Below are 24,530 nucleotides of genomic sequence, written 5' to 3'. Positions count from 1 at the left end.
CGCCTTGACCTTCCCCACAGGTCAAGGTTGATCCTAGGGGCAATCTCTCCTGGAGTACTGCCCATGAACGGATCCACCACCTTCGACCTGCCGATCAGCGGCATGACCTGCGCCAGCTGCGCCGGGCGGGTTGAACGGGCACTGGGCAAAGTGCCCGGGGTGCAAAGTGTCAGCGTCAACCTGGCCAACGAACGCGCCCACATTGAAGTGCTCGGCCAGATAGACCCCGGCGTCCTGATCGCCGCCGTCGACAAGGCCGGCTACACCGCCACCCTGCCCCAAAGCGAAACCGCCACCCAGGCCAGCCAGGAACAACGCCTGAGCCATGAACGCTGGTCGCTGCTGCTGGCAATCCTGCTCGCCGCGCCGTTGGTGCTGCCGATGCTGGTGCAACCGTTCGGGCTGCACTGGATGCTCCCGGCCTGGGTGCAATTTGCCCTGGCCACCCCGGTGCAATTCATCTTCGGTGCGCGCTTCTATATCGCGGCCTGGAAAGCCGTGCGCGCCGGAGCGGGCAATATGGACCTGCTGGTCGCCATCGGCACCAGCGCCGGTTACGGCCTGAGTATCTATGAATGGCTCACGGCGTCCGCCGGCACAATGCCCCACCTGTATTTCGAAGCCTCGGCGGTGGTGATCGCCCTGGTGCTGCTGGGCAAATATTTGGAAAGCCGCGCCAAGCGCCAGACCGCCAGTGCCATCCGCGCTCTGGAAGCCTTGCGTCCGGAACGGGCGATTCAGGTGGTCGACGGCCGCGAGCAGGACGTCGCCATCACCGCCCTCAAGCTGAATGACCTGGTGCTGGTCAAACCCGGCGAACGCTTCCCGGTGGACGGCGAAGTGGTCGAAGGCCAAAGCCACGCCGACGAAGCCTTGATCAGCGGTGAAAGCCTGCCGGTGCCGAAGCAGCCTGGCGACGCAGTCACCGGCGGCGCCATCAACGGCGAAGGCCGGCTGCTGGTGCGTACCCTGGCCCTCGGCGCGGAAAGCGTGCTGGCGCGGATCATCCGCCTGGTGGAAGACGCCCAGGCCGCCAAGGCACCGATCCAGAAACTGGTGGATAAAGTCAGCCAGGTGTTCGTGCCGGTGGTGCTGGTGCTGGCCTTGGCCACGCTGGTCGGCTGGTGGCTGTATGGCGCACCGCTGGAGGTCGCGCTGATCAATGCGGTGACCGTATTGGTGATCGCCTGCCCTTGCGCCCTTGGCCTGGCCACACCTACCGCCATCATGGCCGGTACCGGCGTTGCCGCCCGCCACGGCATCCTGATCAAGGACGCCGAAGCCCTGGAGCGCGCCCATGAAGTCAGCGCCGTGGTGTTCGACAAGACCGGCACCCTGACCTCCGGCGCACCAAAAATTGCGCACCTGGCCGCCATTGACGGCAATCAAGGGGCGCTGCTGCAACAGGCCGGCGCGCTGCAGCGCGGCAGTGAACACCCATTGGCCAAGGCGGTGCTGGATGCCTGTGCCGAACAAGGTTTGAACGTCGCGGATGTCAGCGCCAGCCAGTCCCTTACCGGGCGTGGCATTGCAGGCACCCTAGATGGCCGGCAACTGGCGCTGGGCAACCGTCGCCTGCTGGAAGAAACCGGCTTGAGCACCGGTGATCTCGCCGACTCGGCCAGTGCGTGGGAGGCCGAAGGCCGCACCTTGTCCTGGCTGATCGAGCAAGGCCCGCAGCCCCGCGTGCTGGGTTTGTTTGCCTTCGGTGACACGCTTAAACCGGGCGCCCTGCAGGCGATACAGGCACTCAAGGCTCGGCATATCAGCAGCCACCTGCTGACCGGCGATAACCGTGGCAGCGCCCGCGTGGTCGCCGAAGCCCTGGGCATCGATGACGTGCACGCCGAGGTGTTGCCTGCGGACAAGGCGGCTACCGTCGCCGAGCTGAAAAAGACCGGCGTGGTGGCAATGGTCGGCGACGGCATCAACGACGCACCGGCCCTGGCCGCGGCCGACATCGGCATCGCCATGGGCGGCGGCACCGACGTGGCGATGCACGCGGCAGGCATTACCCTGATGCGCGGCGACCCACGGCTGGTGCCGGCAGCCCTGGAAATAAGCCGCAAGACCTATGCGAAAATTCGACAGAATCTGTTCTGGGCCTTTGTGTATAACTTGATCGGCATTCCGCTGGCGGCGTTCGGCCTGCTCAACCCGGTGATGGCTGGCGCGGCCATGGCCCTGTCCAGTGTCAGCGTGGTAAGCAACGCACTGCTGTTGAAAACCTGGAAACCCAAGGACCTGGAGGACGAGCGTCCATGAACATCGGCCAAGCAGCACGCCAAAGCGGCCTGAGCGCGAAGATGATTCGTTACTACGAGTCCATCGGCTTGCTGAAAGCCGCCCATCGCACCGACAGCGGCTACCGCATTTATGGCGCCGATGACTTGCACACCCTGGCGTTTATCAAGCGCTCGCGGGACCTGGGGTTTTCCCTGGAGGAAGTCGGCAAGYTRCTGACSCTSTGGCAGGACCGGGGMCGYGCGAGTGCCGACSTSAAGGCGCTGGCCCGCMAGCATATCGATGAGCTGAACCAGAAGATCCKCGAGYTGGGGCARTTGCGCGAYACGTTGCAGGACCTGGTGGAACACTGCCAGGGCGATCAYCGGCCGGATTGCCCGATTCTCAAGGAGTTGGCGTCGGGCAGTTGTTGCACCTGAGCAAGTTTAACCAGGCATGCACGGAACCTAATGTGGGAGCGGGCTTGCTCGCGAATGCGGAGTGTCAGTCAATACATCAGTTGACTGAACCAGCGCTTTCGCGAGCAAGCCCGCTCCCACATTTGGATATCCACTCGCCGTTGRATCACTGCATCCARGGCGGCGGTGGCGGCTCTTCCGACGCTTTGCTCGGTGGCGCATCGTCTGCCGCGCGAATCGCCTGGCGACGCTCTTCATCGAGCCGCGCCGCTTCGATCTCGCGGATAACACCGCCCACGTCAGCCAGCTCTTCCGGTTCGTCGAACTCGCCGGTCAACACACTGGCCGGGTGCAGAGTGCCGGCTTCATACAGCGCCCACATCTCCTTGGCGTACTTGGTCTTCTTCAATTCCGGGGCAAAGCGCCCGAAGTAGGAAGCCATGTTGCCCACATCCCGTTCCAGCATGCTGAACGCGTGGTTGTTGCCCGCTGCATCCACCGCCTGAGGCAGGTCGATGATCACCGGGCCCGTCGGCGTCAGCAGCACGTTGAACTCGGAAAGGTCACCGTGCACCAGGCCGGTACACAACATCAGCACGATCTGGGTAATCAGGAAGGCGTGGTATTCGCGGGCCTGGTCCGGCTCCAGCGTCACGTCGTTCAAACGTGGCGCCGCGTCGCCGTATTCATCGGCCACCAGCTCCATCAGCAGCACGCCTTCGAGGAAGTCGTACGGCTTGGGCACGCGAACACCCGCACCGGCCAGGCGAAACAGCGCCGCTACCTCAGCGTTCTGCCAGGCGTCTTCGGTTTCTTTCTTGCCGAACTTGGAGCCCTTGGCCATGGCCCGGGCCTGACGGCTGTTGCGGACCTTGCGGCCTTCCTGGTATTCGGACGCCTGACGAAAACTTCGTTTATTCGCCTCCTTGTAAACCTTGGCGCAACGTAACTCGTTGCCGCAGCGCACCACGTAAACAGCTGCTTCTTTACCACTCATGAGTGGGCGCAGCACCTCGTCGACCAGACCGTCCTCGATCAGGGGTTCAATGCGTTTAGGAGTCTTCATCAGCTTTTATTGTGGGTCCTTTATTACCAAACACGCGTATGGCACTCGTTATACGGCAATCCTCTCGCCGCGGGGAGAGGGTACCGACCTTTGACCGCTTAAGAATGCATCCAATATGCCAAATTGACCGGCGGCCCGATCATAGCCGAGATCAGCGCTCAATAATCGCGGTGACGCCCTGGCCCCCGGCGGCGCAGATCGAGATCAGGCCCCGGCCCTTGCCGGCTGCGTCCAGCAGCTTGGCCAGGTTGGCGACGATACGCCCACCCGTGGCAGCAAACGGATGGCCGGCGGCCAATGAGCTGCCCTTGACGTTCAAGCGGCTGCGGTCGATAGAGCCCAGCGGTGCATCCAGCCCCAGGCGGGTCTTGCAGTAATCCGGATCTTCCCAGGCTTTCAGTGTGCACAACACTTGGGCAGCGAAGGCTTCGTGAATCTCGTAGTAATCGAAGTCCTGCAGGGTCAGGCCATTCCTCGCCAGCAGGCGCGGCACGGCGTACACCGGCGCCATCAGCAGGCCTTCGGCGCCGTTGACGAAATCCACCGCCGCCGCTTCGCCATCGCGCAGGTAGGCGAGAATCGGCAAGCCGCGCTCCTTGGCCCAGGCTTCACTGCCCAGCAGCACCAACGAGGCGCCATCGGTCAGCGGCGTCGAGTTACCGGCGGTGAGGGTGCCCTTTTCACTGCGCTCGAAGGCGGGCTTGAGGCTGGCGAGTTTTTCCAGGGTCAGGTCGGGGCGCAGGTTGTTGTCGCGGGTCAGGCCAAGAAAGGGCGTGAGCAAATCGTTTTGCCAGCCTTCGGCGTAGGACGCGGCCATTTTCTGATGGCTTTCCAGCGCCAACTGATCCTGCTCGGCGCGGGGGATCTGCCAGGTCTGCGCCATCAACTCGCAATGCTGGCCCATGGACAACCCGGTGCGCGGTTCGCCGTTGCGCGGCAGCTCCGGCTTGAGGTGATGGGGACGAAGTTGTAACAAGACTTTAAGTTTATCCGCCATGGATTTGCTGCGATTGGCTTGCAGCAGGATTTTGCGCAGGCCCTCATTCACCCCGATAGGCGCGTCGGACGTGGTGTCGACGCCGCCGGCAATCCCGCTTTCGATCTGCCCCAGCGCAATCTTGTTCGCCACCAGCAACGCGGCTTCCAACCCCGTGCCACAGGCCTGCTGAATATCGTAGGCCGGGGTTTGCGGCGACAGGCGCGAGCCCAGCACGCACTCGCGGGTCAGGTTGAAGTCGCGGGAATGCTTGAGCACCGCCCCGGCGGCCACCTCGCCAATACGCAGGCCGTGCAGGTTGTAGCGTTCGATCAGGCCTTCGAGGGCGGCGGTCAACATCGCCTGGTTGCTCGCCGTGGCGTAAGGGCCGTTGGAGCGGGCGAAGGGGATGCGGTTACCGCCAATGATCGCTACACGGCGCAATTGAGTCATGGAAAGCTCCCTTGAGGTTATGGGGTGAATCTCTGAGCCTAGCCTAGGCTCAATCGAACGACTTTCACCTATTGATGGTCCACCGTTTGAACCCCAGCACTCGGAGAGCGTTCCATGTCTGACCGTTATATCGACTTCGCCAACTCCAGCCTCGGCCATCGCCTGGTCGCCGCCATTGGCCTGCCGTCACCGGTACGCCTGGAACGCTGGCAGGCCGGACGCCTGCGTCCGGTGGAGGGTGCGCTGCTGATCGGCGGCGGCCCGCTGGCGACAAAAATCCTGCCGTTCGCCAACAAGCTGACCGACGCTATCTATAGCTACGGCACCGAACCGTCGACGGCAACCACCTGGATTCCCGGCCACGGGCCCAAGCTCAAGGCCGTGGTATTTGACGCCAGCCAGTTGCAGCACACCGATCAACTCAAGCAGTTGCGGGAATTCTTTCAGCCGTTGATGAAGAACCTCGACCACAGCGCGCACCTGGTGATCCTTGGCCGCGCCCCGGAAAGCCTCGGCGACCCGTTTGCCGCCAGTGCCCAACGGGCCCTTGAAGGCTTCAGCCGGTCGCTGGCCAAAGAGCTGCGCAGCGGCGGCGTCCTGCAATTACTGTACGTGGGCGGCGGGGCCGAGGATCAATTGGAGGGTGCGTTGCGGTTCTTCCTCTCGCCGAAAAGTGCCTATATCTCCGGCCAGGTCATTCGCCTGAACCCTTGCGCGACCCAGGTCGCGGACTGGACGCGCCCGCTCGCCGGGCACAAGGCCCTGGTGACCGGCGCCGCCCGCGGCATCGGTGCCTCGATCGCCGAAACCTTGGCCCGCGACGGTGCCGAGGTGATCCTGCTGGACGTGCCACAAGCCAAGGCCGACCTCGATGCCCTGGCCGCGCGCCTGGGCGCCCGCAGCATCGCCCTGGATATCTGCGCCGAAGACGCCGCCACCCAGCTGATCGAACACCTGCCGGACGGCATCGACGTCGTGGTGCACAACGCCGGCATCACCCGCGATAAAACCCTGGCCAACATGACGCCGGAATATTGGGACGCAGTCTTGGCGGTCAATCTCAACGCGCCGCAAGTGCTGACCAAGGCGCTGCTGGACAGCGGCACCCTGCACGACAACGGTCGCGTGGTGCTGCTGGCATCCATCAGCGGCATCGCCGGCAACCGCGGGCAAACCAACTACGCCGCGAGCAAGGCCGGGCTGATTGGCCTGGCCCAGGCCTGGGCGCCGTTGCTCGGTGAGCGCGGGATCAGCATCAATGCCGTGGCCCCAGGCTTTATCGAAACCCAGATGACCGCACACATTCCCTTCGCCCTGCGTGAGGCCGGGCGCCGCATGAGTTCGCTGGGCCAGGGCGGCTTGCCCCAGGACGTCGCCGAGGCGGTGGCCTGGCTCGGCCAGCCGGGCTCGGGCGCGGTCAGCGGGCAGGCACTTCGGGTGTGCGGGCAAAGTCTATTGGGAGCGTAAGCATGGAGTGGCACACATTAGGCAGCACCCCGTTCCTGCCGCCGCTGTATTGGCGCGCGGCACTCAAGCGCAAGATCACCGGTACCACGTTGCCGCAACAAGGGCTGCGCTGCCGGGTCAGCGTTAACCCCAAGGATGTGGACGCCTATCGCAAGGTCTGCGGGTTTGCCGAGGGCCCGGTACTGCCGGCCACTTATCCCCATATCCTGGCGTTCGGCCTGCAGATGCAACTGCTCACCGACAAGGCGTTTCCATTCCCGCTGCTGGGATTGATCCACCTGAGCAACCGGATCCGCATCCTGCGCCCGTTGGGCGGTGTGAGTGACTTGACGGTCGGCGTTTACGCGCAGAATTTGCAGCCCCATGCCAAGGGCGCGACATTCGATATTGTGACCACGGTCGAAGATTCACTGGGGCTACTGTGGGAAGCGCAAAGCCGGATGCTCTGTCGCGGTGTGAAACTCGATGGCGCAGCAACGGACAACCCGCTGCAACACCCTGCCGCTGTCGCCGAACTGACCCGCTGGAAAGCCCCCGCCGATGTTGGCCGCCGCTACGCCCGGGTGTCCGGCGACTACAACCCGATTCATTTGAGCGCCCTCACTGCCAGGTTATTCGGCTTTCCCCAGGCCATCGCCCATGGGCTGTGGAACAAGGCCCGCACACTGGCGGCACTGAGTGAGCATTTGCCAGCCGCCAATCTCGAGATAGATGTCGAGTTTAAAAAGCCGGTGCGTTTGCCCAGTGAGGTAACGTTGTTCACGAGCGCCCCCGGCTCCAGCGGTGAGCTGCAACTTAAAGGCGCCGGGGACATTGAACACATGGTCGGCCGCTGGCGGCCCATCGCCTGATAAATTGTATATATACATCCTAAGTTATAGCGAGCTATCGATAGCTCGCTACTCTTATCAACTCATTGATTTTAATAAACCTACAACTTAAACACCGCCGCCTTCTACACCCTTGGTATTAGTCGTTAAGCAAACTAACTCTTCGTGTATATAAATCGTTAATACCAAGTTGAGCGTTGCGAGAGTGCGCACCCGGGACTGTTATAGCCATAACGGACGAATGTATCGCTGCCCCTAGAAACAGCGAACTTCGAAAACAACAAAGGCTGTACCAGGTGCAAGGAACTCAATCATGAAAACTCAAGTCGTGTTGTGGAAAGCAAGTACCGCGCTGGCCCTGATTCTGGCAGTAAGCCTCGGAGGCTGCAGCAGCGGTGGTGGTGGTCATCACAGTAGCGTCGCAGCCTCCTCTCCGGATGCTGGCGGCGGTACTGGCGGTGGAACAGGTGGAGGCACCGGCGGCGGTACCGGTGGTGGCACYGGCGGCGGYACTGRTGGAGGTACCGGTGGTGGCACCGGCGGCGGCACTGGTGGAGGTACCGGTGGWGGYACCGGYGGCGGCACYGGYGGMGGTACYGGYGGAGGTACCGGTGGTGGCACCGGCGGAGGCACCGGCGGAGGTACTGGTGGAGGTACYGGTGGWGGYACYGGYGGMGGTACCGGTGGTGGCACCGGCGGCGGCACTGGTGGAGGTACCGGCGGTGGTACCGGCGGTGGTACTGGCGGCGGCACCGGCTCGACCACTCCCCTGGTCACCGGCCAGGTAGTAGGCGCCGTGGGCGGTGTCGTCGGTAATGTCGGCACCACGGTAGGTAACCTGGGCACAACCCTGACCACGGTTCCCATTGTCGGCACCACTGCCGGCGGGCTGGTCACCGCGACAGGCACCGCCGTCAACAGTATCGGCGGCGGCTTGAGCAACGGCCTGGGCACGCTGGGTACCAATAGCAACTCCGTGGGCACAACCGTTGCCGGTGTGGCCGATGGCGTTGCCGACCTGGGCACCGGCGTTTCCAACACCGGCAAATCCCTGGGCACCACCCTCGGCGGCATTCCCGTCGTCGGCGGCTTGACCGGTGGCGTGGGCGGTGTGGCAGGTGGCGTGGTTGATCAGGTCGGCCAGGCCGTCACCATGCTCGGCGATACCTTGAGCACTGCCAGCACCACCGGGCCATTGGGCAGCGTGACCAATACGGTGGGTAAAAGCGTATTGGTACCGGTGGTCTCCCTGGTGGAAAACACCACCGGCAACCTGGGCAATAAAACAGGCCTGGGCAACCCGGTCGGCGGCGTACTGGATAAAGTCGGCTCCACTGTCACCGGCCTTGGCGGCCAGGTGGCCAGCGCCGGCGGCGCAGGCAACCCTGTCGGGACGCTCGTCGGTGGCGTGTTGACGGGTGTTGGCACCACCCTTGATAAGTCGAGCGGTTACGTCAACCCGGCCACCACGACCCCTCAATCGGGCCTGCCTGAACTCGTCGGCGGTCTTGTCGCCAACGTCGGCAACGGCCTGAATGCCGGCAACACCAACGGCACTGTCAGTGCAGCCGGTGTGACCGGTGGCCAAGTGGGTAACACCGTCGCGTCCCTCGGCACCCTGATCGGTGGCAATGGCGTGGCCAACACTGCAGCCACGGCTCCCGTTGCAGGCTTGGCGACCAATGTCGGCACCGCACTGAACCCAGTGACCTCGGGTGTTGCCAACCTGACGCAAAACATCGGCACCAGCACCGGTATCGGCGCACCGGTGAATGGTCTGGTTACCCAGGTCGGCGGCGCAGTCAGCAGCCTGGGCACCAACCTGACGGCGGCGAATGCCAATCCGGTGACTAACGCTGTGGGCGGTACCCTGAATGCCGTCGGCAATACCGTCGGCTCGGTGGGTGGCCTGGTAACCGGCGGCACCAGCAGTAACGGTGGCGGTCTGCTCGGTGGCTTGAACGTGGGTGCCGGTGCCACCGCTACGGGCACTGCCAATGCAAATGCAAACACAGGCGGCGGCCTGGGAGGTCTGCTCGGTGGGCTGACCGGCAAAAAATAGAATTGCACCTGGCCATTAGACGGCCTCCCCTACAGCGCCTACGCTTGGTTGAGACGAGAGATTCCAACGAGTCTCTCGTCTTTTTTATTGGCCAATGAATGGCTTTGCGAACCGTGTCCCAGAACCCGGCGGGCCTAGCGAAAACGCTGCAGCAGTTTTGACCATGGAGTGTCCTATGCGCGCCTTGACGCCTTTGTTTCTGCTCACCCTCATTGCTGCCAGCGTCCATGCCGAGACCCTGCCCAGCTACCTCAACAGCAACGACACCATTCGTAACCTGCCGGTACCCAACCTCCCCGCCGATGCCTATCGCCCGGTCACCCCACAGACCCAACTGCCCGAGCCGGCGGCAACCCAGGGCCAGCCATTGTTGATGGACACCAAAGTGACCATCCGCAAGCTGCAAATCGACGGTGGGACGATCTACCCGCTCCAGGATGTGGCCAAGGTTTTCGAACCGCTGATTGGCCATGAAACCAACCTGGCACAACTGATCGAAGCCACCCGCGGCATCACCCGCCGCTACCAGCAGGACGGCTATCTGTTGTCCTACGCGTACCTGCCCGACCAGCGCTTCGAAAACGGCCTGGTGCGCGTGGTGCTGGTGGAGGGCTACATCAAGGATTACAACGTGCAGGGCGACATTGGCTCGGTCTCGGCCTACGTCGACAAACTGGCGGCCAAGCTGCTGGCCGAGCGCCCGCTGACCCGCAAGACCTTCGAACGCTACACCACCTTGATGGGCCGCATTCCAGGTGTAACGCTGCAGGCGCAAGTACCGCCGCCGGGCACCACCGATGGCGGCACGCGCATGCAGATCCAGGCCTCGCGCAAACCCTTCACCAGCAGCATGAGCATGACGGACGACAGCCGTGGCGGCCTGCAAGCCCTGATCACCGGCACCAGCAATTCCCAGACATCCATGGGCGAACAACTGAGCGTCAGCGGCCTGTTCCCGCCCGGCGAGGACAAGGAGCACTACTACCGCCTGGGCTACAGCCAGTTCGTGAATGCCGAGGGCACTCAACTGGTGGTCAACGCCGAGCGCTACCGCGCCGACCCGCGCAGCAACGTGCAGCTGGACGGCGGTTTTGAACTCAAGCCACACCAGGAGGTTGACCGCTACTCCGTCGGCCTCAGCCATCCGCTGATTGCCTCCCCTACCGAGTCATTGACCCTGGGCACGCGACTCTATGCCGTGGACCAGACCACCCGTTATCAACTGGTGGGTTTCCCGCAACGTTTCGACCTGGAAACCAACCTGCGCGCCCTGGCGTTCGAAGGTGACTGGCGCAAATCCGACACGCGCCAACTGCGCATTCTCAGCGCCGGCCTGTACCAGGGCATCGACGGCCTGGGCGCCAGCACCCGGAGTGACTTCGAGGGTATAAAACCCGACATCGACTTCTTCCGCCTGCGCGTCTCGGGCGTACAGAGCGACAAGTTCTTCGACAACTGGCAAGGCGTGGCATCGGGTGCGTTCTACTGGAGCAACGACACCCTGCCCGACAGCGAACGCGCGACGTTCGGCGGGCAGAATTTCGGGCGTGGCTACCCGGATGACCAGGGCTCGGGCGACAAGGGCTGGGGCGTGGCGTATGAGGTCAACTACAGCTTCAACCGCAGCGGTGAGTGGGTAAAAATCCTGCAGCCGTACGTGGTGCTCGACAAGGCCAAGACCTGGTTCAACGAACTGCCGGCCAAGGGCAACAACATGTCATCGGCAGCGGTGGGCCTGCGCTTCGGGGATAACAAGTACTACAACATCGCGCTGGAAGCGGCCAAGCCAATGTCGGATATCGCCCTGGACAGCTTCAATCGGCGGCCACGGTATACCCTGAGTTTCAGCTACCAACTCTGAACCCTGTGGGAGCGAGCTTGCTCGCGAAGAACGTCCAGACAACGCGGGGAACCAGACTGCCCGCGTTATCGTTGACGTTTTTCGCGAGCAAGCCCGCTCCCACACAAGCTCGCTCCTACATCAATCTGGTCTTGGGGATGGGGAAGAGGTTGTTGAGGGTATCGATCAAGCGCACCAGGTAGATCGGCTTGCGGAACAGGTCAAGCACCTGCAGGCGCAGCATGTCACTGACATCATCCATCTCGGCGTGGCCGGACATGACGATCACCGGCAAGTGCTGGCGAGCGGTGTGTTCGCGCAGACGCTTGATCAAGGAAATACCGCTTTCCTCGGGCATGCGCAGGTCGGTAATCACCAGTGCGATATCGGGGTGCAGGGTCAGCTCTTGTAAAGCAAAGGTGACCGAGGTCGCGGTAAAACAGACAAAGCCTTCATTCTCCAGCGACTCAGCCAGTTCAATAAGGGCGTCCTCTTCGTCATCCACCAAAAGGATTTGTTGCCGGGGAGGCGAAGAGGAGTTCATGTGGAAATGCCTGATACGCAATAGATCATTCAGCGGAACCTGCACGTGTTTGCGCGAGTACCTGGGTCAGGTATGAATGGCGCCTTGTATCGAAGTAAATACGTTGGTTACCGCCGTCTTGATGGGTGTAATAAAGGCAGCCAGCGCCACGGCAACCATCGCCGCAACCAGTGCGTACTCGATACCCGATGCGCCCTCTTTGGAATAGAAAAAAATCTGGACTTTGATGAAACCCATGCGAATAAGATCAAGGAACATAATGACTTCTCCTTTGCGCCCACGGCGCTGGTATCGCGGCATCACAAAAATGATTTCGGTGTGCCACTAGAGCATTGTCAACAAACCCCAGACCAACAACTGTAAGAACTGATTAATCACAAAGTATTAGTCGGCCGGCTGACGCCAAAAATCCCACTTTCGCAGAGGTTTCTGGAGATATTTTTCGCCCGGTAATGGCGTTTTGTCTTAGCTGAACTACCTTCAAATAGCGAAATAGTTAGAAGCTTGAAGCGATCCGGATACGCAAGCATTAGTGGGAACAGCAGTGGATGCAGCAGGAAAGGGAGAGCCTTCATGAACAGTCGAATTAGCTTGATCCTCGCCGGGCTGCTGTTGGTAGGTGCACTGATTGCAGGCTACTGGGGCCTGGTACTCAGCCGCCCTGCCCCTGTCGCACCGCCCGTGCCTCAATCACCTGAAGTCGTGCAACCCGTAGCCGAAGACCAGACCCGCCAACCCGTGGTGGTGCTGGCCCATGACGTTGCACCTTTTGTTGCGCTCACCGCCGCCGACCTGACCCTGGAAAAACTGCGCACGGTTCCCGCCGGCAGCCTCACCAGCCTCGACCAGGCCGTGGGCAAGATCCCGTGGCGGCCGCTGTCGGCCGGGACCTGGCTGACCGAGGAGAGCTTTAACTCCGGCGGCACCCTGGCGCGAATGATCCGCCCTAACGAACGCGCGCTTGCCGTCGCCGTGGATGAAGTGATCGGCGCCAGCGGGCAACTCTCCCCGGGGGACTATGTGGACGTCCTGCTCTTCCTGCGCCAGGAAGCCAGCAACCCGCAGCAGTCCGCACAAATCGTGGTGCCCGCCTTGCGCCTGCTGGGCGTCGGCGATCAGCTGGGGCTGACCAACGACGGCACGCCCGGCTCCGTACCACCGACCACCCCCGACGAAAAACTCAAGGCGCAGCAAAGTCGCGCCAGCGCACGTACGGTACTCCTCGCGGTACCGGAGGAGCTCCTGAGCCGGCTGATGCTCGCAGCCCAGTCCGGCGTATTGCGCCTGGCTGTGCGCAGTGCCGACGAACAACTGCTGAGCCAATACTGGGCCGGTGAAACGGAGTCCGCGACCCACCTGGAAAACACCCGGCGCGAGCTCTACCAGTTCAACCAGCTGGCCTTCAGCACAGCGCCCGTCAACGGCCTGAGTCCCGCTGGCAATGGTGCGCCAAGGCGTTCAGGCGTCGAAGTAATACGTGGCAATCAGGTTACCCAACAAACGCCCTGAAAGAGCTAAGGATGCCTTGAATGAGCAGTCGTTTCGTGTGGTCTTTTTCGCGAATTTTCTGGGCACTTCTCACCCTGAGCCTGCCCGTCGGCGTTGCACTGGCAGCACCCGGCAACTGCACGGGCCTGGGCCAGCTGCCGGCGGTGCTGGAGGTGGGTGAAGGCGCTCAACAGGCTATCCAGTCGCCGGTGCCGATTACGCGGCTGGCCATTGGCGATCCGAAAGTGGCCGATGTGCAGGTCAACGGCAACCAGGCGTTCCTGCTCACCGGCATCGCCTCGGGCACCACCAGCCTGATGGTCTGGACGGCCTGCTCCAGCAGCCCGCGCCAAAGCATGGTGTTCGTCAAGGGCAAGGCCACGTCGGCCCTGACCAGCCTGGCCCTGGCGCCGTCCGATGACCCGACGCTGCCCAGCCAGGTGCAAACCGACATCCGCTTTGTGGAAGTGAGCCGCACCAAACTCAAGGAGGCCAGCACCTCGATCTTTGGCCGGGGCGGCAACTTTCTGTTCGGCGCCCCGAACAATGTTGCCAACGCGGCGGCCACAGGATTCCGTGGGCTCCCGGTGAACAACGACACCTTCAACATTGGCTTTGGCGGCGGGCGTGTCTCGGCCATGATCAACGCCCTGGAAAGCAGCGGTTTTGCCTACACCCTGGCCCGGCCGAGCCTGGTGGCGCTCAGTGGCCAAAGTGCGACCTTCCTCGCCGGTGGTGAAGTACCGATCCCGGTGCCCAGCAGCGGCAGCAACAGCATCTCCATCGAATACAAAGAGTTCGGTATTCGCCTGACCCTGACCCCGACCGTCATCGACCATGGGCGGATTTCCCTGAAGGTCGCGCCAGAGGTCAGTGAGCTGGACTACAGCAACGCGGTCACCATCCAGGGCATCTCCGTGCCGGCCCTGACCATCCGGCGCACCGACACCAGCATCTCCCTGGCCGACGGCGAAAGCTTCGTGATCAGCGGCCTGATCAGCACCAACAACAGCTCCAACGTGAGCAAATTCCCGGGGCTGGGCGACATCCCGGTCCTCGGTGCGTTCTTTCGCGACTCCAGCATCAACCGCCAGGAAAAAGAGCTGCTGATGATCGTCACCCCGCACCTGGTACAGCCGCTGGCCGCCAACGCCCAGTTGCCCTCGTTGCCTGGGGAAAAACTGCGCAATTACGACCCGAACTGGTACCGCCTGTACTTCCTCGAAAACGGCAATTTCGACCGCCGCAGTGGACTGTCCGAATGAGTGAGAGCCTGAGCCAGACCTTTTTGGCAATTACCCGCAACACCACGGATCTGGAATGGCTTCAGGGCGCGCTCGCGCCCCTGGGGCAAGTGGTCAGCGCCGGTGCCGGCAGCCTCGACGAACTGTTGGCACTGATAGACGTGACGTTCGCCAACCTGGTGTTCATCGGCCTGGACCGGGAACACGTCACCACCCAGTGCGCCCTGATCGAAGGTGCCCTGGAAGCCAAGCCGATGCTTGCCATCGTGGCCTTGGGCGATGGCATGGACAACCAGCTTGTACTGAACGCGATGCGCGCCGGCGCACGGGATTTCGTGGCCTACGGCTCGCGCTCCAGTGAGGTTGCCGGCCTGGTTCGGCGCCTGAGCAAACGCTTGCCGGCGGTCACCCCGAATACCCATTTGGGCGGGCTGACCGTGCTCTACGGCACCCAAGGCAATGCCGACGGCGCGCTGATCGCCAGCCACCTGGCGCTGGTGGTGCAAAAAAGCGGGCAGCAAACGCTGTTGCTCGACCTGGGCCTGCCACTCGCTGACAGCCTCGCACTGTTGGGGCTGGAGAGTTCTTTTCATTTCGGCGACGCCCTGCGTCACTTGCGGCGCCTGGACTCAACCCTGATCAACAGCGCCTTCACCACCGCCGAAGCCGGTCTGCGCATCCTCGCCTACCACAACAACGACGAGCCCCTGGAACGGACCAGCGCGGCCGAGCTGTACATGTTGCTCAGCGCCCTGCGCCAGCACTTCCAGCACATCGTGGTGAACCTGACCGGCCAACCCGACAGCGAAGCCTTGCGCACCTTTGTCAGCCATTGCGACAAACTGCTGTGGTGCACCGACCAAAGCGTGCCGGACTGCCGCCGCAACCTGGCCGTACTCAACCTGTGGCGGGAAAAAGGCATGAAACTCGACCATGCCCGCCTGCTGGTAGACCGCTACCTAAAGGGGGCCGCCCCGGACTCGGAGGCACTGGGCAATAGCTTCGGGCTGGAGGTAATCGCCGTCCTGCCCTGGAGCCCGGAAGTGCGCCTGAGTGCCAAGAACCAGGCCCAGACCCTGTTCTCCCTGGCCCCACGGGAAGCCCTGACACAGACGTTGCGCGGCTTGGGTGAGCGCCTGGCAAAACGCTCCGAGGGCCTGGAAAAACCCTCCACCAATTGGCTCAACCGCCTTCTGAGGACCAAATGAACGGCGAGAAGCTGTTTGGCGTCGCCCCGCGCGGCAGCGTCGGCAACACCGATCACGACGGCCTGAAGCTGGTGCTGCATCGCTACATCATCGATGCCATCGAGGATTCGGGAAAAAATCTGCTGGAAGGCACACGCCAGTCCCTGGCGCAGTTTGTGATCGACAAGGTGGCCGAATACATCACACGTATGCACCTGGCGATTTCCCGCTATGAGATGGAGCGCCTGGCCGAAGAGATCGTCGATGAGCTGACCGGTTTCGGCCCGCTGGAAGTGCTGCTGCGCGACCCGACCGTCACCGAGATCCTGGTCAACGGCCCGCACCGGGTATTCGTCGAACGCGATGGCCTGCTGCAACAAAGTGACTTGCGCTTCATTGACGACCACCATGTCGAGCGGGTCATGCAGCGCATCCTCGCACCCCTGGGACGCCGGCTGGATGAGTCGTCGCCGATGGTCGATGCGCGCCTGCCCGATGGCAGCCGGGTCAATGCGATCATTCCGCCGATTGCCCTGGACGGGCCGTGCCTGTCGATTCGAAAGTTTCGCAAGGACATGCTTAAAAGCAGCGACCTGGTGGCCATGCAAACCATCGACCAGGCCATTTTCGACTTTTTCAAGGAAGCCGTCGGCAAGCGCTGCAACATCCTGATCAGCGGCGGTACCGGCACCGGTAAAACCACACTGCTGAACATTCTCAGCCAGTTGATCAACCCCCGCGAGCGCCTGGTCACCATCGAAGACGTGGCCGAGTTGCAACTGGGCCATCCCCACGTTGTGCGCCTGGAAACCCGCCCGCCCAATGCCGAGGGGCATGGGGAAGTGAAGGCCAGTGACTTGATCCGCAACGCCCTGCGGATGCGCCCCGACCGAATCATCCTCGGCGAGATCCGGGGCGTGGAAGTCATCGATGTGTTGACCGCCATGAACACCGGCCACGACGGCTCGATGAGTACCGTGCACGCCAACAACGCCCAGGACGCCTTGCTGCGCCTGGAAACCCTGGTGGGCTTGACCGGCCGGGTCGTCGCGGAAAAAACCCTGCGGCAAATGATCTGCGCGGCGCTGGATGTGGTGATCCAGCTGACGCGCCTGCCCGATGGCCGCCGCTGTGTCAGCGAAGTGGTGGAAGTGGTGGGCATCCGCGAAGACGTGTACGTCACCAACACCCTGTTTCGCCACGACAAGCGCACCGGCTTTGGCTTCCTGCGCGAAGCGGTCAACCCGGCCGGTGACAAGTTGCGTCACGAAGGTCACCTGCCGGTGTAGGAGGCAACCCGATGATCGGTCCGATTCTGCTCGCCCTGCTCGCCGTGGCCCTTCTGGTGCTGGGGATAGGCCTGATGCGCAACGGTTTGCGCAAGGCCCAGACCGACCGGGTATTGGAACGCCTGGCCGAAGGGCAACCCCAGGCCATGAAAGACAACGCGGTGACCACCAGCCTGGAACGCACGTTTATCCGTGCAGGCCTCGGCCGGCCAACCGAGCGCCTCGGCCTGTGGCTGACCCTGTGGGCCTTTGGCGCCCTGCTGGGGGGGCTCGTGGGCCAGTGGATAGGCTTGTTTGTGATGGTGGCGGCACCGCCCTTGGCACTGCGCCTGTACCTCGCCGTACGCTACCAGCGGCGGCTGCGCCGGATGATCGAACAACTCCCGCAATTGCTCGATCACGCCGTACGCAGCCTGAAATCCGGACGCACCCTGGCGGACGCCATCCTGAGCGGAATCGATGCCAGTGACGACCCGTTGAAAAAGTCCATGGGCCGTATCAAGCGCAATGTGCAATTGGGTGTCAGCCTGCCGGAGGCCGCTCATGACTATGCCGAGTTTTATGAACAGGATGAATTGCGCCTGTTTGCCCTGGGCCTCAAGGTCAACCACCGCTACGGCGGCAACGCCAGTGAGCTGCTGGAAAACCTGATCAAGATGATCCGCGAGCGCGACCAGGGCGCACGGCAATTACGCGCCATGACCGGTGAAACCCGGGTGACCGCGCTGGTGCTGGCGGTACTGCCGGTGAGTGTCGCGGGCTACTTCCTGCTCGTTAATCCGACGTACCTGATGGCCATGTGGGATGACCACAGCGGCCAACGCCTGATGCTCGGTGCGTTCGCCTTGCAAGTCATCGGATGCGTGGCGCTGTGGCGCATGTTGCGGAGTATCTGAGATGGCGATACTGATCAGTGCCGTATTGTTTCTTGCCGCGTTATCACTGCTGCTGGCGAATATCCTGAGCAGTCGTCGTCAACAACGCGTGGTCGCCCAGCGGCTGCAGGGCGAGCCAGGCCGTAATGACAAAATGAGTGAGTGGTTGCACCAGTTGGGCAGCACCCGGATCGGCCAGCGCACCATCAGCCTCGATAACGAAACCCAAATCCTGCTCAACCGCATGGGCTGGAGAAAAACCAGCCAACGCTCGATGTTCGCCGCTTGCCAGATCGGTTCACCGATAGTTTTGCTGGGCCTGACCGCGATGACACTTGAGCTGTTCTTTCCCGGCACCGAGCATGGGTGGGTGATCTCCCTGCTGGGCCTGATCATTGGCTACTTGCTGCCCAAGCGAATACTGGTGGCACTCGCCAAAAGGCGCCAGGGGGAAATCTCCCGGGAAGTGGCGACCTTCATCCCCCTGGTGCGCATTCTGTTTGAGTCAGGCATGGCCGTGGAGCAAGCGCTGCGGGTCATGGCCTACGACGCGCAAAAGTTGCTGCCGGTACTGACCGCCGAACTGCGCCTGGTGCTGGCACGCGTCGATTCCGGGCTGGAGCTGGGGGAGGAATTGAACAAGGCCAGCCAGATGCTGGACGTGGATGAACTCAGCGACACGTGCCTGATCCTCCAGCAACTTCTGCATCAGGGCGGCGGGGCGATGAAGTCGCTGCAATCGCTCAAGCAGTTGCTGGATGACCGGCGCCTGACCCGCCTGCAGGAATACATTTCCAAGATGTCCGCCAAAATGTCCGTGGTGATGATGCTGTTCCTGTTTCCCGCATTACTGATCGTATTGGCCGGCCCTGGCTTTATCGCCATCGCCAAAGCCTTCGTGCCTTGAGAGGACATGCAATGAAGACATTGATGGTCGCCTGCAGCCTGTTGTTGTTAAGTGGTTGCGCCAGTAACGGGCAACTGCCGTGGGCGGGTTTCAGCGCGCAGGGCAGTTGTGCCAAGCCCAACTCCAATCAGGAGTTATCGCTGAACCTGGCCGACGACATGGCCAACGAGGGCAAGCTGCACGCCAGCCTGGCCAACCTGCAAAACCTGCCGGACAACCTGCCCCAGGTGCGCCAGCGCCAGGCCAAGGTGTACCGCCTGCTGGGCCGCAGCGAAGCCGAACCGTTGTACCGCAGCCTGCTCGGCACCTGCATGGCTGCCGAAGGCGAGCACGGGCTCGGCCAGCTGGCAGCGGCCAGGGGAGACAACGGCCAGGCCATGGCGCACTTGCAACGCGCGGCCAGGATGTCGCCCACCGACGAGAAAATCCGCAACGACCTGGGCGTGGTGTACCTCAATCAACGGCGCGTGGAAGATGCACGCTTCGAATTCCTCACGGCCATGGAGCTCACGCAGAGCGACCAACTGGCGGCGATCAATCTGGTGACGCTGATGATCTACCAGGACAACTGGGAACAAGCCGCACAAGTGGCCAGCCGCATGGGCCTGAGCCCGGAACAAGTGACGCAAGCCCAGGCCCGGGCGCAGCAACTCAAGGCGCCCGTCTCACCGACGACAGCGCCAAAAGATCAGGTCGCAACCGTAGGCGACGTGCTGCAAGCGCCGGTCAAATAGGTCTCTAAAGGGAGTACACACGATGAAATTCACACTGCTCGCCACGCTGCTGTTCGCCAGCCTGCCGCTGACGGTGCTGGCTATTGAGCCGGGGCCTTCTTCGCCACAGCAAAAACAGACCGAAGGCTGGCTGCAACTGCAGGTCAGTGGCGAACGCGCATCTCCAATCCGGCAGAAGGCCACGCCCGCTGAACGCGACCTGGCCATGCAACGCCTGCTGGACAGTTACAAACACACTATTCCTGAGTACTACGACCAGAAACTGGGCGGCAACACCCCAAGCGGCAGCAACTAATGCGCAGTGACGCGCTGGCGCGCCGCAGAATTGTTCGGCGATAACGCCAGCGCCAACTGGGTTCGGTTGTGCATATGGGTCAGGCGCAGCACCTGGGACACGTAGAGTTTCACGGTGTTTTCAGTGATGCCCAGCTCACAGGCAATCTGGTAGTTGGTCTGGCCCTTGCCTACCAGCCTTGCAACATCCAGTTGGCGGGGCGACAACTGATTGAAGATCGCCGGTATTTCAACCCGGTCAGTGTCGCTGACTTCACCCTCGGCTTCAGTCGACAGGCCGGATTGCGGACTGCTGCGCACCTTGTCGAGGTCATGATAAAGGTCATCGATGGACGCCGAGAGAAACTGCAGCTTCTGGTTCAGGTGCCCCAGGTCGAGATCTTTCTGCCGGTCCTGCAGCGCGACCACCTGGCGTTGCAACCCTTCGAGCAGCTCGCCCAAATTGATCGGCTTCTGGTAGTAATCGGCAATCCCGGCGCGCAAGGCCTTGATCACGTCCTGCTTGTCTGCACGCCCGGTCAGCATGATGGCCTCAAAGACCCGTTGCTTGCCGGCCAGGTGTTGCAGGGCCTGGACCAGTTCGATGCCATCCATCTCGGGCATATGCAGATCGCACAGCACCAGGCCGATCTCGGCATCGTCGCGAAAACGCTCGATGGCTTCCTGGCTGGATGCGCAAGGGACGCAACGGTAACCATTGCTTTCAAGAAATTCGCAAAGCTCTTCCACGATCAAAGGCTGATCGTCCACCACGAGCACTTTCACTTGAGAGGTAAGCTTGTTCACGCGCTACTCCATGCCTGGCAAGCAAAAGGACCGATGTATCCATTCCGACCATTTTTCCTATACAACTTACCCATAAACGTAGACGTACTTTCCTACTATGTACATAGCGATACCCTACGTGGCGACTAATGGGATCCAAAACCAGGACAGGCAAAAACCGATCAGTAAAAACGGCACGAACGGCTGCCTGGCCGAATGTGCCGGATCAAGGTACTGCAAGGTATTCCTAAGCCCTTGATTCATCAGCGGCCACACCCTGGGCGCCAGCAACAGCCAGGCTGCGCTCGCGAGGCCGGCGCCGATAAAAGTGCCCAGTACGTAGAGGTAGTCGGTTGCCAGCCCCAATGCCGCGATCAGCTTCACGTCACCGGCGCCCAGGCGGCCCAGCGCGTACCCCGGCAGGGTGAACAACAACGCCAGGACAAAGGCCACGCCGCCCTCGACAGCCGGCGCACCGAGCCAGGTCGTACCGCTCCAGAACAGGTAACCCAACGCCAGCAAGGCTGCGCCGAGGGTCAAACGGTTGGAGACCTGACGTAGACGGATATCTTGCACAGCGCACAGCGCGAGCCAAACGACCAGGACGAGGCTTTGAATCACGTAAAAAAAATCCCTTTTTGCTGAATGATTCTATGCTGATATCAGGTAGTAGTAGTCAGGGTAGACGAGTCATGAAAAAAGGCCTCGCTAAAAAGCAAAAAGGTGCCGCCGCGCTGGAGTTCGCGATGGTCTTCATGATTTTTTTTGCCATTTTTTATGGCCTGGTCAGCTACAGCTTGCCGTTATTGCTGATGCAGTCCTTTACCCAGGCCGCCGCCGAAGGCGTAAGACGTAGCGTCGCGCTGGACCCCGCCACGCCTGGCTACGTCACGGCACTGCCGCTGCAGGCCGTCAGTGCGGCGCAGGCACAACTGGCGTGGATCCCCTCCCAGTTCAAATTCCTTCCCGGGTACGTGACGGCCGTCTACAACTCGTCAGGCGTGTTGACGGTGTACATCAACTACCCGACGTCCAGCCTCCAAAGTGTGCTGCCGTTCCTGGTACTGCCAGGCATCGGTACCGTCCCCGCCCTGCCTCCCATGCTGTCTGCCCAGTCGAGCATGCAGTTTTGACCTCAGGCGATAAACTCTTCGGCCGCCTGCTCGGACGTGGCAACCAGCTGCCTGCTGACGCACCGGCAGCGATCCCGGCAACCGCCGCGTTGTTGTTCTACCTGGACGCCCAGGGCCGCGTAATGGATGTCCATGGCCCGCTTCGCCATCGACTCGAACACCCCGCTGCGCAACAGCAACAGGCACCCTCGCTGCTCGACTACCTCACTGCGGCGAGCCGCCTGGTGATCGAGGGCACGCCCAGCGACTGGCAGGGGCAAAGCCTGGACCTGGAGCTCAAGGGGCTCGCCGGGCAAACCCTGCATACCCGTGGCTGGGTTCAACCCGAAGGCAAGGGCTGGCTCCTGCAATTGCTGGACATTGGCGACCTGATTGCCCATCGCCAACTCACCCAGGTGCGCGAACACAATCAACGGGTGAGCGACCAGATCAGCGAGCAACTGCGGGTCTGCAGCCTGGTGCGCCTGCCCGAAGTACTGCAAGACACTCTGCAGGCTATTTCCCAGCACTGGCACATCCCCTGCGTCGCCATCGCCTTGCTGGATGAGCAGGGCCAGGCGTGGTGCATCGAGGGCTGTTACACCGCCCACGATGCGCCGGTACTCTGGAGCAACGGCCAAGCCCTGGGCTCCAGCCTCGACAGCCTGGGCGGCACGGCGCCAGTGAGCCTGGAGGTAAACCGTGGCCACAGCGAACACCCACGCCTGCAAGGCCTGTTTGGCAATACCGATGGTTTTCTGGTGCCCTACCGCGACGGCCTGGGCGTGGGCGCATGGCTGCTGTGCGGGGTGTATCACCGCCAGGAACACACCAGCGACCGTGACTGGTTGCAACTGACCGCCGCCCTCGCGGCACCGCTGCTCGGCCGCCTGCGCGAACTGCGCCATCAACAGCAACTGGAACGCCTCGACGCGCTGCAAGGATTGCTCGGCACCGGCTGGTGGGAGCTGTCCCCACACACTGAAGACCTCGAACTCGCCCCACCGCTGCTGCACACCCTGAGCCAAGGCGAGGCCATCACACAGCTGTCGCTACCCATGTGGCTCAAGCTGATTCACCCTGCCGACCGGGAAGAACTCGCCAGCCGCCTGCAAGACCTGAAGACCCTGGGCAAACCGCTGTCCACCAGCGTGCGCCTGCAACGTGCCGACGCGGCGCTTAACCCCATCTGGTATCGCGTGCAGGGGCAAGCGTTGGGCTCGGGTGAGCATCGCCGCCTGGTGGGCTTCATGCTCGACATCAGCGACATAAAAAACCAGGAGCAACAGGCCGCCGCCGCCCACGCACGCCTGGATAACCTGATCGCCAGTTCCCCGGCTGTGATCTATGTGCAGCGCTACGTCGAGGGCACGCTGCAACCGGTGTTCTTCAGCGACAGCTTGCTGCCGCTGCTTGGCCGCACCCTGGCCGACTTCACCCCGGCGACGCTGAACCAGTGGATCCACCCCGAAGACCGCGACCTCTACTTCGACCGTACCCGCCAACTGCTGCGCGAAGGCAGCGTGCGCAGTCGCTACCGGGTGCTCGACACACAGGGCAATTACCACTGGCTGCTGGATGAAGCCCGGCTGCTGCGCGACGACCTCGGGTTGCCCGTGGAAGCCGTGGGCCTGTGGCTGGATGTGACCGAGACGACCCTGGCGGCGCAACGGGTCAAGGAAAGCGAGGAGCGCTATCGAATCCTCGTGGAAGACTCCCCGGCCATGATCTGCCGCTACCTTCCGGACCTGACCCTGACCTTCGGCAACACGCCCCTGGCCAACTACATGGAATGCCTGCCTGGACAGCTGCCGGGCATGAACCTCAGCCAATGGTTGTCGGACGAACAACACGAGGCGTTTGTACTGCGCATCCGCCAGCTCACCCCGGAATTCCCGGTGAGCACCGCCGAAATCAGCCTGCAACTGCCGGGGCGCACACATGCCTGGTGGGTGTGGTCGGACCGGGGCGTGTTCGACGAACAGGGCCAGTTGCAGGAAGTGCAGGCCGTGGGCCGCGACAACACCGAAGTGCGCCGCTCCCAGCAGCAACTGACCCAAAGCGCCAAAATGGCCACCCTCGGCGAAATGGCCACAGGCCTGGCCCATGAGATCAACCAGCCGTTGAATGTGATGCGCATGGCCATCGTCAACGTGCTCAAGCGCTTGAGCAACGGTGATGCACAAATCGACTACCTGACGGAAAAACTCCAGCGTATCGACTCCCAGGTCCAGCGCGCAGCCCGCGTGGTAGACCACATGCGGGTGTTCGGCCGCCGTTCGGAAGTCGAACAGCAGCCCTTCAACCCGGCGCAGGCGGTGGAAGGCACCCTGTCGCTGCTCAGTGAAGGCATGCGCGGCAAAGGCGTGGACCTGCGCGTGGCACAGCTAGACGTGACGGTGCAGGTCAAAGGCTATGTCGACCAGCTGGAGCAGGTGCTGATCAACCTGATGGTCAACGCCCGCGATGCCCTGCTGAGCAAACGCGAACACGACCGCGACCTGCAACCGTGGATCTCGGTGCAGATCGAGCAGGACAGCCGCCACGTACGCATCTGGGTCGAGGACAACGGCGGCGGGATTGACCCGCGGCTGCTGGAGCGGATTTTCGAGCCGTTCTTCACCACCAAGCCGATTGGCGTGGGCACCGGCCTGGGGTTATCAGTGAGCTACGGCATTGTCGAGAACATGGGCGGCCGCTTGAGCGTCGCCAACAGTGAACATGGGGCGAAGTTTTGTGTGGAGTTGCCGGTGGT

Annotated in this window: 22 protein-coding genes; 16 read left to right on the top strand and 6 right to left on the bottom strand. The window is 62.3% G+C overall.

Annotation, left to right across the window (positions count from 1 at the left end):
- Positions 1-63 precede the first annotated feature (63 nt).
- The gene (locus JV201_RS03165; protein WP_219406502.1) at positions 64-2,265 is read left to right on the top strand and encodes a cation-translocating P-type ATPase; all 2,202 of its coding nucleotides are present in this window, start codon (positions 64-66) and stop codon (positions 2,263-2,265) included.
- Positions 2,262-2,663, top strand: a complete 402-nt coding sequence (gene cueR, locus JV201_RS03160) for a Cu(I)-responsive transcriptional regulator (RefSeq protein WP_219406501.1) — start codon at positions 2,262-2,264, stop codon at positions 2,661-2,663. The genes JV201_RS03165 and cueR overlap by 4 nt, the downstream gene beginning before the upstream one ends.
- A gap of 145 nt (positions 2,664-2,808) precedes the next feature.
- On the opposite strand, the gene JV201_RS03155 is transcribed toward cueR, so the two are convergent.
- The gene (locus tag JV201_RS03155) at positions 2,809-3,708 is read right to left on the bottom strand and encodes a PA4780 family RIO1-like protein kinase (protein ID WP_008438985.1); all 900 of its coding nucleotides are present in this window, start codon (positions 3,706-3,708) and stop codon (positions 2,809-2,811) included.
- A 151-nt stretch (positions 3,709-3,859) separates the two neighbouring features.
- Positions 3,860-5,137, bottom strand: a complete 1,278-nt coding sequence (locus JV201_RS03150; RefSeq protein ID WP_008438987.1) for an acetyl-CoA C-acetyltransferase — start codon at positions 5,135-5,137, stop codon at positions 3,860-3,862.
- Between the two features lie 114 nt (positions 5,138-5,251).
- Between JV201_RS03150 and JV201_RS03145 the strand changes: the two genes are divergently transcribed.
- The 4 genes from JV201_RS03145 (at position 5,252) to JV201_RS03130 (ending at position 11,357) form a co-directional block, all read left to right on the top strand.
- Positions 5,252-6,604: a 3-oxoacyl-ACP reductase gene (locus JV201_RS03145; protein ID WP_219406500.1), complete on the top strand. Its 1,353-nt coding sequence runs from the start codon at positions 5,252-5,254 to the stop codon at positions 6,602-6,604.
- A gap of 2 nt (positions 6,605-6,606) precedes the next feature.
- Positions 6,607-7,455 carry a MaoC/PaaZ C-terminal domain-containing protein gene (locus JV201_RS03140; RefSeq protein WP_219406499.1) on the top strand — a complete coding sequence of 283 codons (849 nt, stop codon included), beginning with the start codon at positions 6,607-6,609 and terminating at the stop codon, positions 7,453-7,455.
- A 292-nt stretch (positions 7,456-7,747) separates the two neighbouring features.
- Positions 7,748-9,496, top strand: a complete 1,749-nt coding sequence (locus JV201_RS03135; protein WP_257903282.1) for a collagen-like triple helix repeat-containing protein — start codon at positions 7,748-7,750, stop codon at positions 9,494-9,496.
- A gap of 175 nt (positions 9,497-9,671) precedes the next feature.
- On the top strand, positions 9,672-11,357 hold the full coding sequence (locus tag JV201_RS03130; RefSeq protein ID WP_087693095.1) for a ShlB/FhaC/HecB family hemolysin secretion/activation protein: 1,686 nt from the start codon (positions 9,672-9,674) through the stop codon (positions 11,355-11,357).
- A 115-nt stretch (positions 11,358-11,472) separates the two neighbouring features.
- Here JV201_RS03130 and JV201_RS03125 read toward each other — a convergent pair whose 3' ends face one another.
- A complete protein-coding gene (locus JV201_RS03125) occupies positions 11,473-11,880 on the bottom strand; it encodes a response regulator (protein WP_219406497.1) in 408 nt (135 codons plus the stop codon).
- Between the two features lie 66 nt (positions 11,881-11,946).
- Positions 11,947-12,138: a Flp family type IVb pilin gene (locus tag JV201_RS03120; RefSeq protein ID WP_102605224.1), complete on the bottom strand. Its 192-nt coding sequence runs from the start codon at positions 12,136-12,138 to the stop codon at positions 11,947-11,949.
- A gap of 315 nt (positions 12,139-12,453) precedes the next feature.
- Here JV201_RS03120 and cpaB point away from each other — a divergent pair, with 315 nt between their 5' ends.
- The 8 genes from cpaB to JV201_RS03080 are packed head-to-tail and all read left to right on the top strand — an operon-like array spanning position 12,454 to position 19,899.
- Entirely contained in the window at positions 12,454-13,389 is a 936-nt protein-coding gene (cpaB, locus tag JV201_RS03115) for a Flp pilus assembly protein CpaB (protein ID WP_219406496.1), read from the top strand.
- Positions 13,390-13,409: 20 nt separating this feature from the next.
- On the top strand, positions 13,410-14,633 hold the full coding sequence (locus JV201_RS03110; RefSeq protein ID WP_003212903.1) for a type II and III secretion system protein family protein: 1,224 nt from the start codon (positions 13,410-13,412) through the stop codon (positions 14,631-14,633).
- Positions 14,630-15,820 (top strand): pilus assembly protein, encoded by a 1,191-nt coding sequence (locus JV201_RS03105; RefSeq protein WP_219406495.1) that lies wholly within the window; start codon positions 14,630-14,632, stop codon positions 15,818-15,820. Before JV201_RS03110 ends, JV201_RS03105 begins: the two co-directional genes overlap by 4 nt.
- Complete coding sequence (locus JV201_RS03100) at positions 15,817-17,088, top strand: CpaF family protein (RefSeq protein WP_003212907.1); 1,272 nt, start codon at positions 15,817-15,819, stop codon at positions 17,086-17,088. Before JV201_RS03105 ends, JV201_RS03100 begins: the two co-directional genes overlap by 4 nt.
- Positions 17,089-17,099: 11 nt before the next feature.
- The gene (locus tag JV201_RS03095) at positions 17,100-17,984 is read left to right on the top strand and encodes a type II secretion system F family protein (protein ID WP_219406494.1); all 885 of its coding nucleotides are present in this window, start codon (positions 17,100-17,102) and stop codon (positions 17,982-17,984) included.
- 1 nt (position 17,985) lies between these two features.
- The gene (locus tag JV201_RS03090; protein WP_219406493.1) at positions 17,986-18,870 is read left to right on the top strand and encodes a type II secretion system F family protein; all 885 of its coding nucleotides are present in this window, start codon (positions 17,986-17,988) and stop codon (positions 18,868-18,870) included.
- 11 nt (positions 18,871-18,881) lie between these two features.
- Positions 18,882-19,604 carry a tetratricopeptide repeat protein gene (locus tag JV201_RS03085; protein WP_219406492.1) on the top strand — a complete coding sequence of 241 codons (723 nt, stop codon included), beginning with the start codon at positions 18,882-18,884 and terminating at the stop codon, positions 19,602-19,604.
- 22 nt (positions 19,605-19,626) lie between these two features.
- The gene (locus tag JV201_RS03080; RefSeq protein ID WP_219406491.1) at positions 19,627-19,899 is read left to right on the top strand and encodes a DUF3613 domain-containing protein; all 273 of its coding nucleotides are present in this window, start codon (positions 19,627-19,629) and stop codon (positions 19,897-19,899) included.
- On the opposite strand, the gene JV201_RS03075 is transcribed toward JV201_RS03080, so the two are convergent.
- A complete protein-coding gene (locus JV201_RS03075) occupies positions 19,896-20,684 on the bottom strand; it encodes a response regulator transcription factor (RefSeq protein WP_003212915.1) in 789 nt (262 codons plus the stop codon). The genes JV201_RS03080 and JV201_RS03075 overlap by 4 nt on opposite strands.
- A 114-nt stretch (positions 20,685-20,798) precedes the next feature.
- A complete protein-coding gene (locus JV201_RS03070) occupies positions 20,799-21,284 on the bottom strand; it encodes a prepilin peptidase (protein WP_003212917.1) in 486 nt (161 codons plus the stop codon).
- Between the two features lie 71 nt (positions 21,285-21,355).
- Here JV201_RS03070 and JV201_RS03065 point away from each other — a divergent pair, with 71 nt between their 5' ends.
- Together JV201_RS03065 and JV201_RS03060 are read left to right on the top strand one after the other, a co-directional pair.
- Complete coding sequence (locus JV201_RS03065; RefSeq protein WP_003212919.1) at positions 21,356-21,796, top strand: TadE/TadG family type IV pilus assembly protein; 441 nt, start codon at positions 21,356-21,358, stop codon at positions 21,794-21,796.
- The coding region (locus JV201_RS03060; RefSeq protein ID WP_219406490.1) for a PAS domain-containing sensor histidine kinase at positions 21,793-24,530 on the top strand (2,738 nt) is incomplete at its 3' end. The genes JV201_RS03065 and JV201_RS03060, both read left to right, overlap by 4 nt.

The organism is Pseudomonas sp. Colony2 (assembly GCF_019382755.1).
In the GTDB taxonomy this organism is placed as follows: domain Bacteria; phylum Pseudomonadota; class Gammaproteobacteria; order Pseudomonadales; family Pseudomonadaceae; genus Aquipseudomonas.
This window is presented reverse-complemented; position numbering and strand designations above follow the sequence as displayed.

Bases quoted from the DNA above. Each gene is read 5' to 3' on its own strand.
- JV201_RS03165 (WP_219406502.1), top strand. From the start codon at position 64: ATGAACGGATCCACCACCTTCGACCTGCCGATCAGCGGCATGACCTGC.
- JV201_RS03150 (WP_008438987.1), bottom strand. From the start codon at position 5,137: ATGACTCAATTGCGCCGTGTAGCGATCATTGGCGGTAACCGCATCCCC.
- JV201_RS03145 (WP_219406500.1), top strand. From the start codon at position 5,252: ATGTCTGACCGTTATATCGACTTCGCCAACTCCAGCCTCGGCCATCGC.
- JV201_RS03140 (WP_219406499.1), top strand. From the start codon at position 6,607: ATGGAGTGGCACACATTAGGCAGCACCCCGTTCCTGCCGCCGCTGTAT.
- JV201_RS03130 (WP_087693095.1), top strand. From the start codon at position 9,672: ATGCGCGCCTTGACGCCTTTGTTTCTGCTCACCCTCATTGCTGCCAGC.
- JV201_RS03125 (WP_219406497.1), bottom strand. From the start codon at position 11,880: ATGAACTCCTCTTCGCCTCCCCGGCAACAAATCCTTTTGGTGGATGAC.
- JV201_RS03120 (WP_102605224.1), bottom strand. From the start codon at position 12,138: ATGTTCCTTGATCTTATTCGCATGGGTTTCATCAAAGTCCAGATTTTT.
- cpaB (WP_219406496.1), top strand. From the start codon at position 12,454: ATGAACAGTCGAATTAGCTTGATCCTCGCCGGGCTGCTGTTGGTAGGT.
- JV201_RS03110 (WP_003212903.1), top strand. From the start codon at position 13,410: ATGAGCAGTCGTTTCGTGTGGTCTTTTTCGCGAATTTTCTGGGCACTT.
- JV201_RS03105 (WP_219406495.1), top strand. From the start codon at position 14,630: ATGAGTGAGAGCCTGAGCCAGACCTTTTTGGCAATTACCCGCAACACC.
- JV201_RS03100 (WP_003212907.1), top strand. From the start codon at position 15,817: ATGAACGGCGAGAAGCTGTTTGGCGTCGCCCCGCGCGGCAGCGTCGGC.
- JV201_RS03095 (WP_219406494.1), top strand. From the start codon at position 17,100: ATGATCGGTCCGATTCTGCTCGCCCTGCTCGCCGTGGCCCTTCTGGTG.
- JV201_RS03090 (WP_219406493.1), top strand. From the start codon at position 17,986: ATGGCGATACTGATCAGTGCCGTATTGTTTCTTGCCGCGTTATCACTG.
- JV201_RS03085 (WP_219406492.1), top strand. From the start codon at position 18,882: ATGAAGACATTGATGGTCGCCTGCAGCCTGTTGTTGTTAAGTGGTTGC.
- JV201_RS03080 (WP_219406491.1), top strand. From the start codon at position 19,627: ATGAAATTCACACTGCTCGCCACGCTGCTGTTCGCCAGCCTGCCGCTG.
- JV201_RS03065 (WP_003212919.1), top strand. From the start codon at position 21,356: ATGAAAAAAGGCCTCGCTAAAAAGCAAAAAGGTGCCGCCGCGCTGGAG.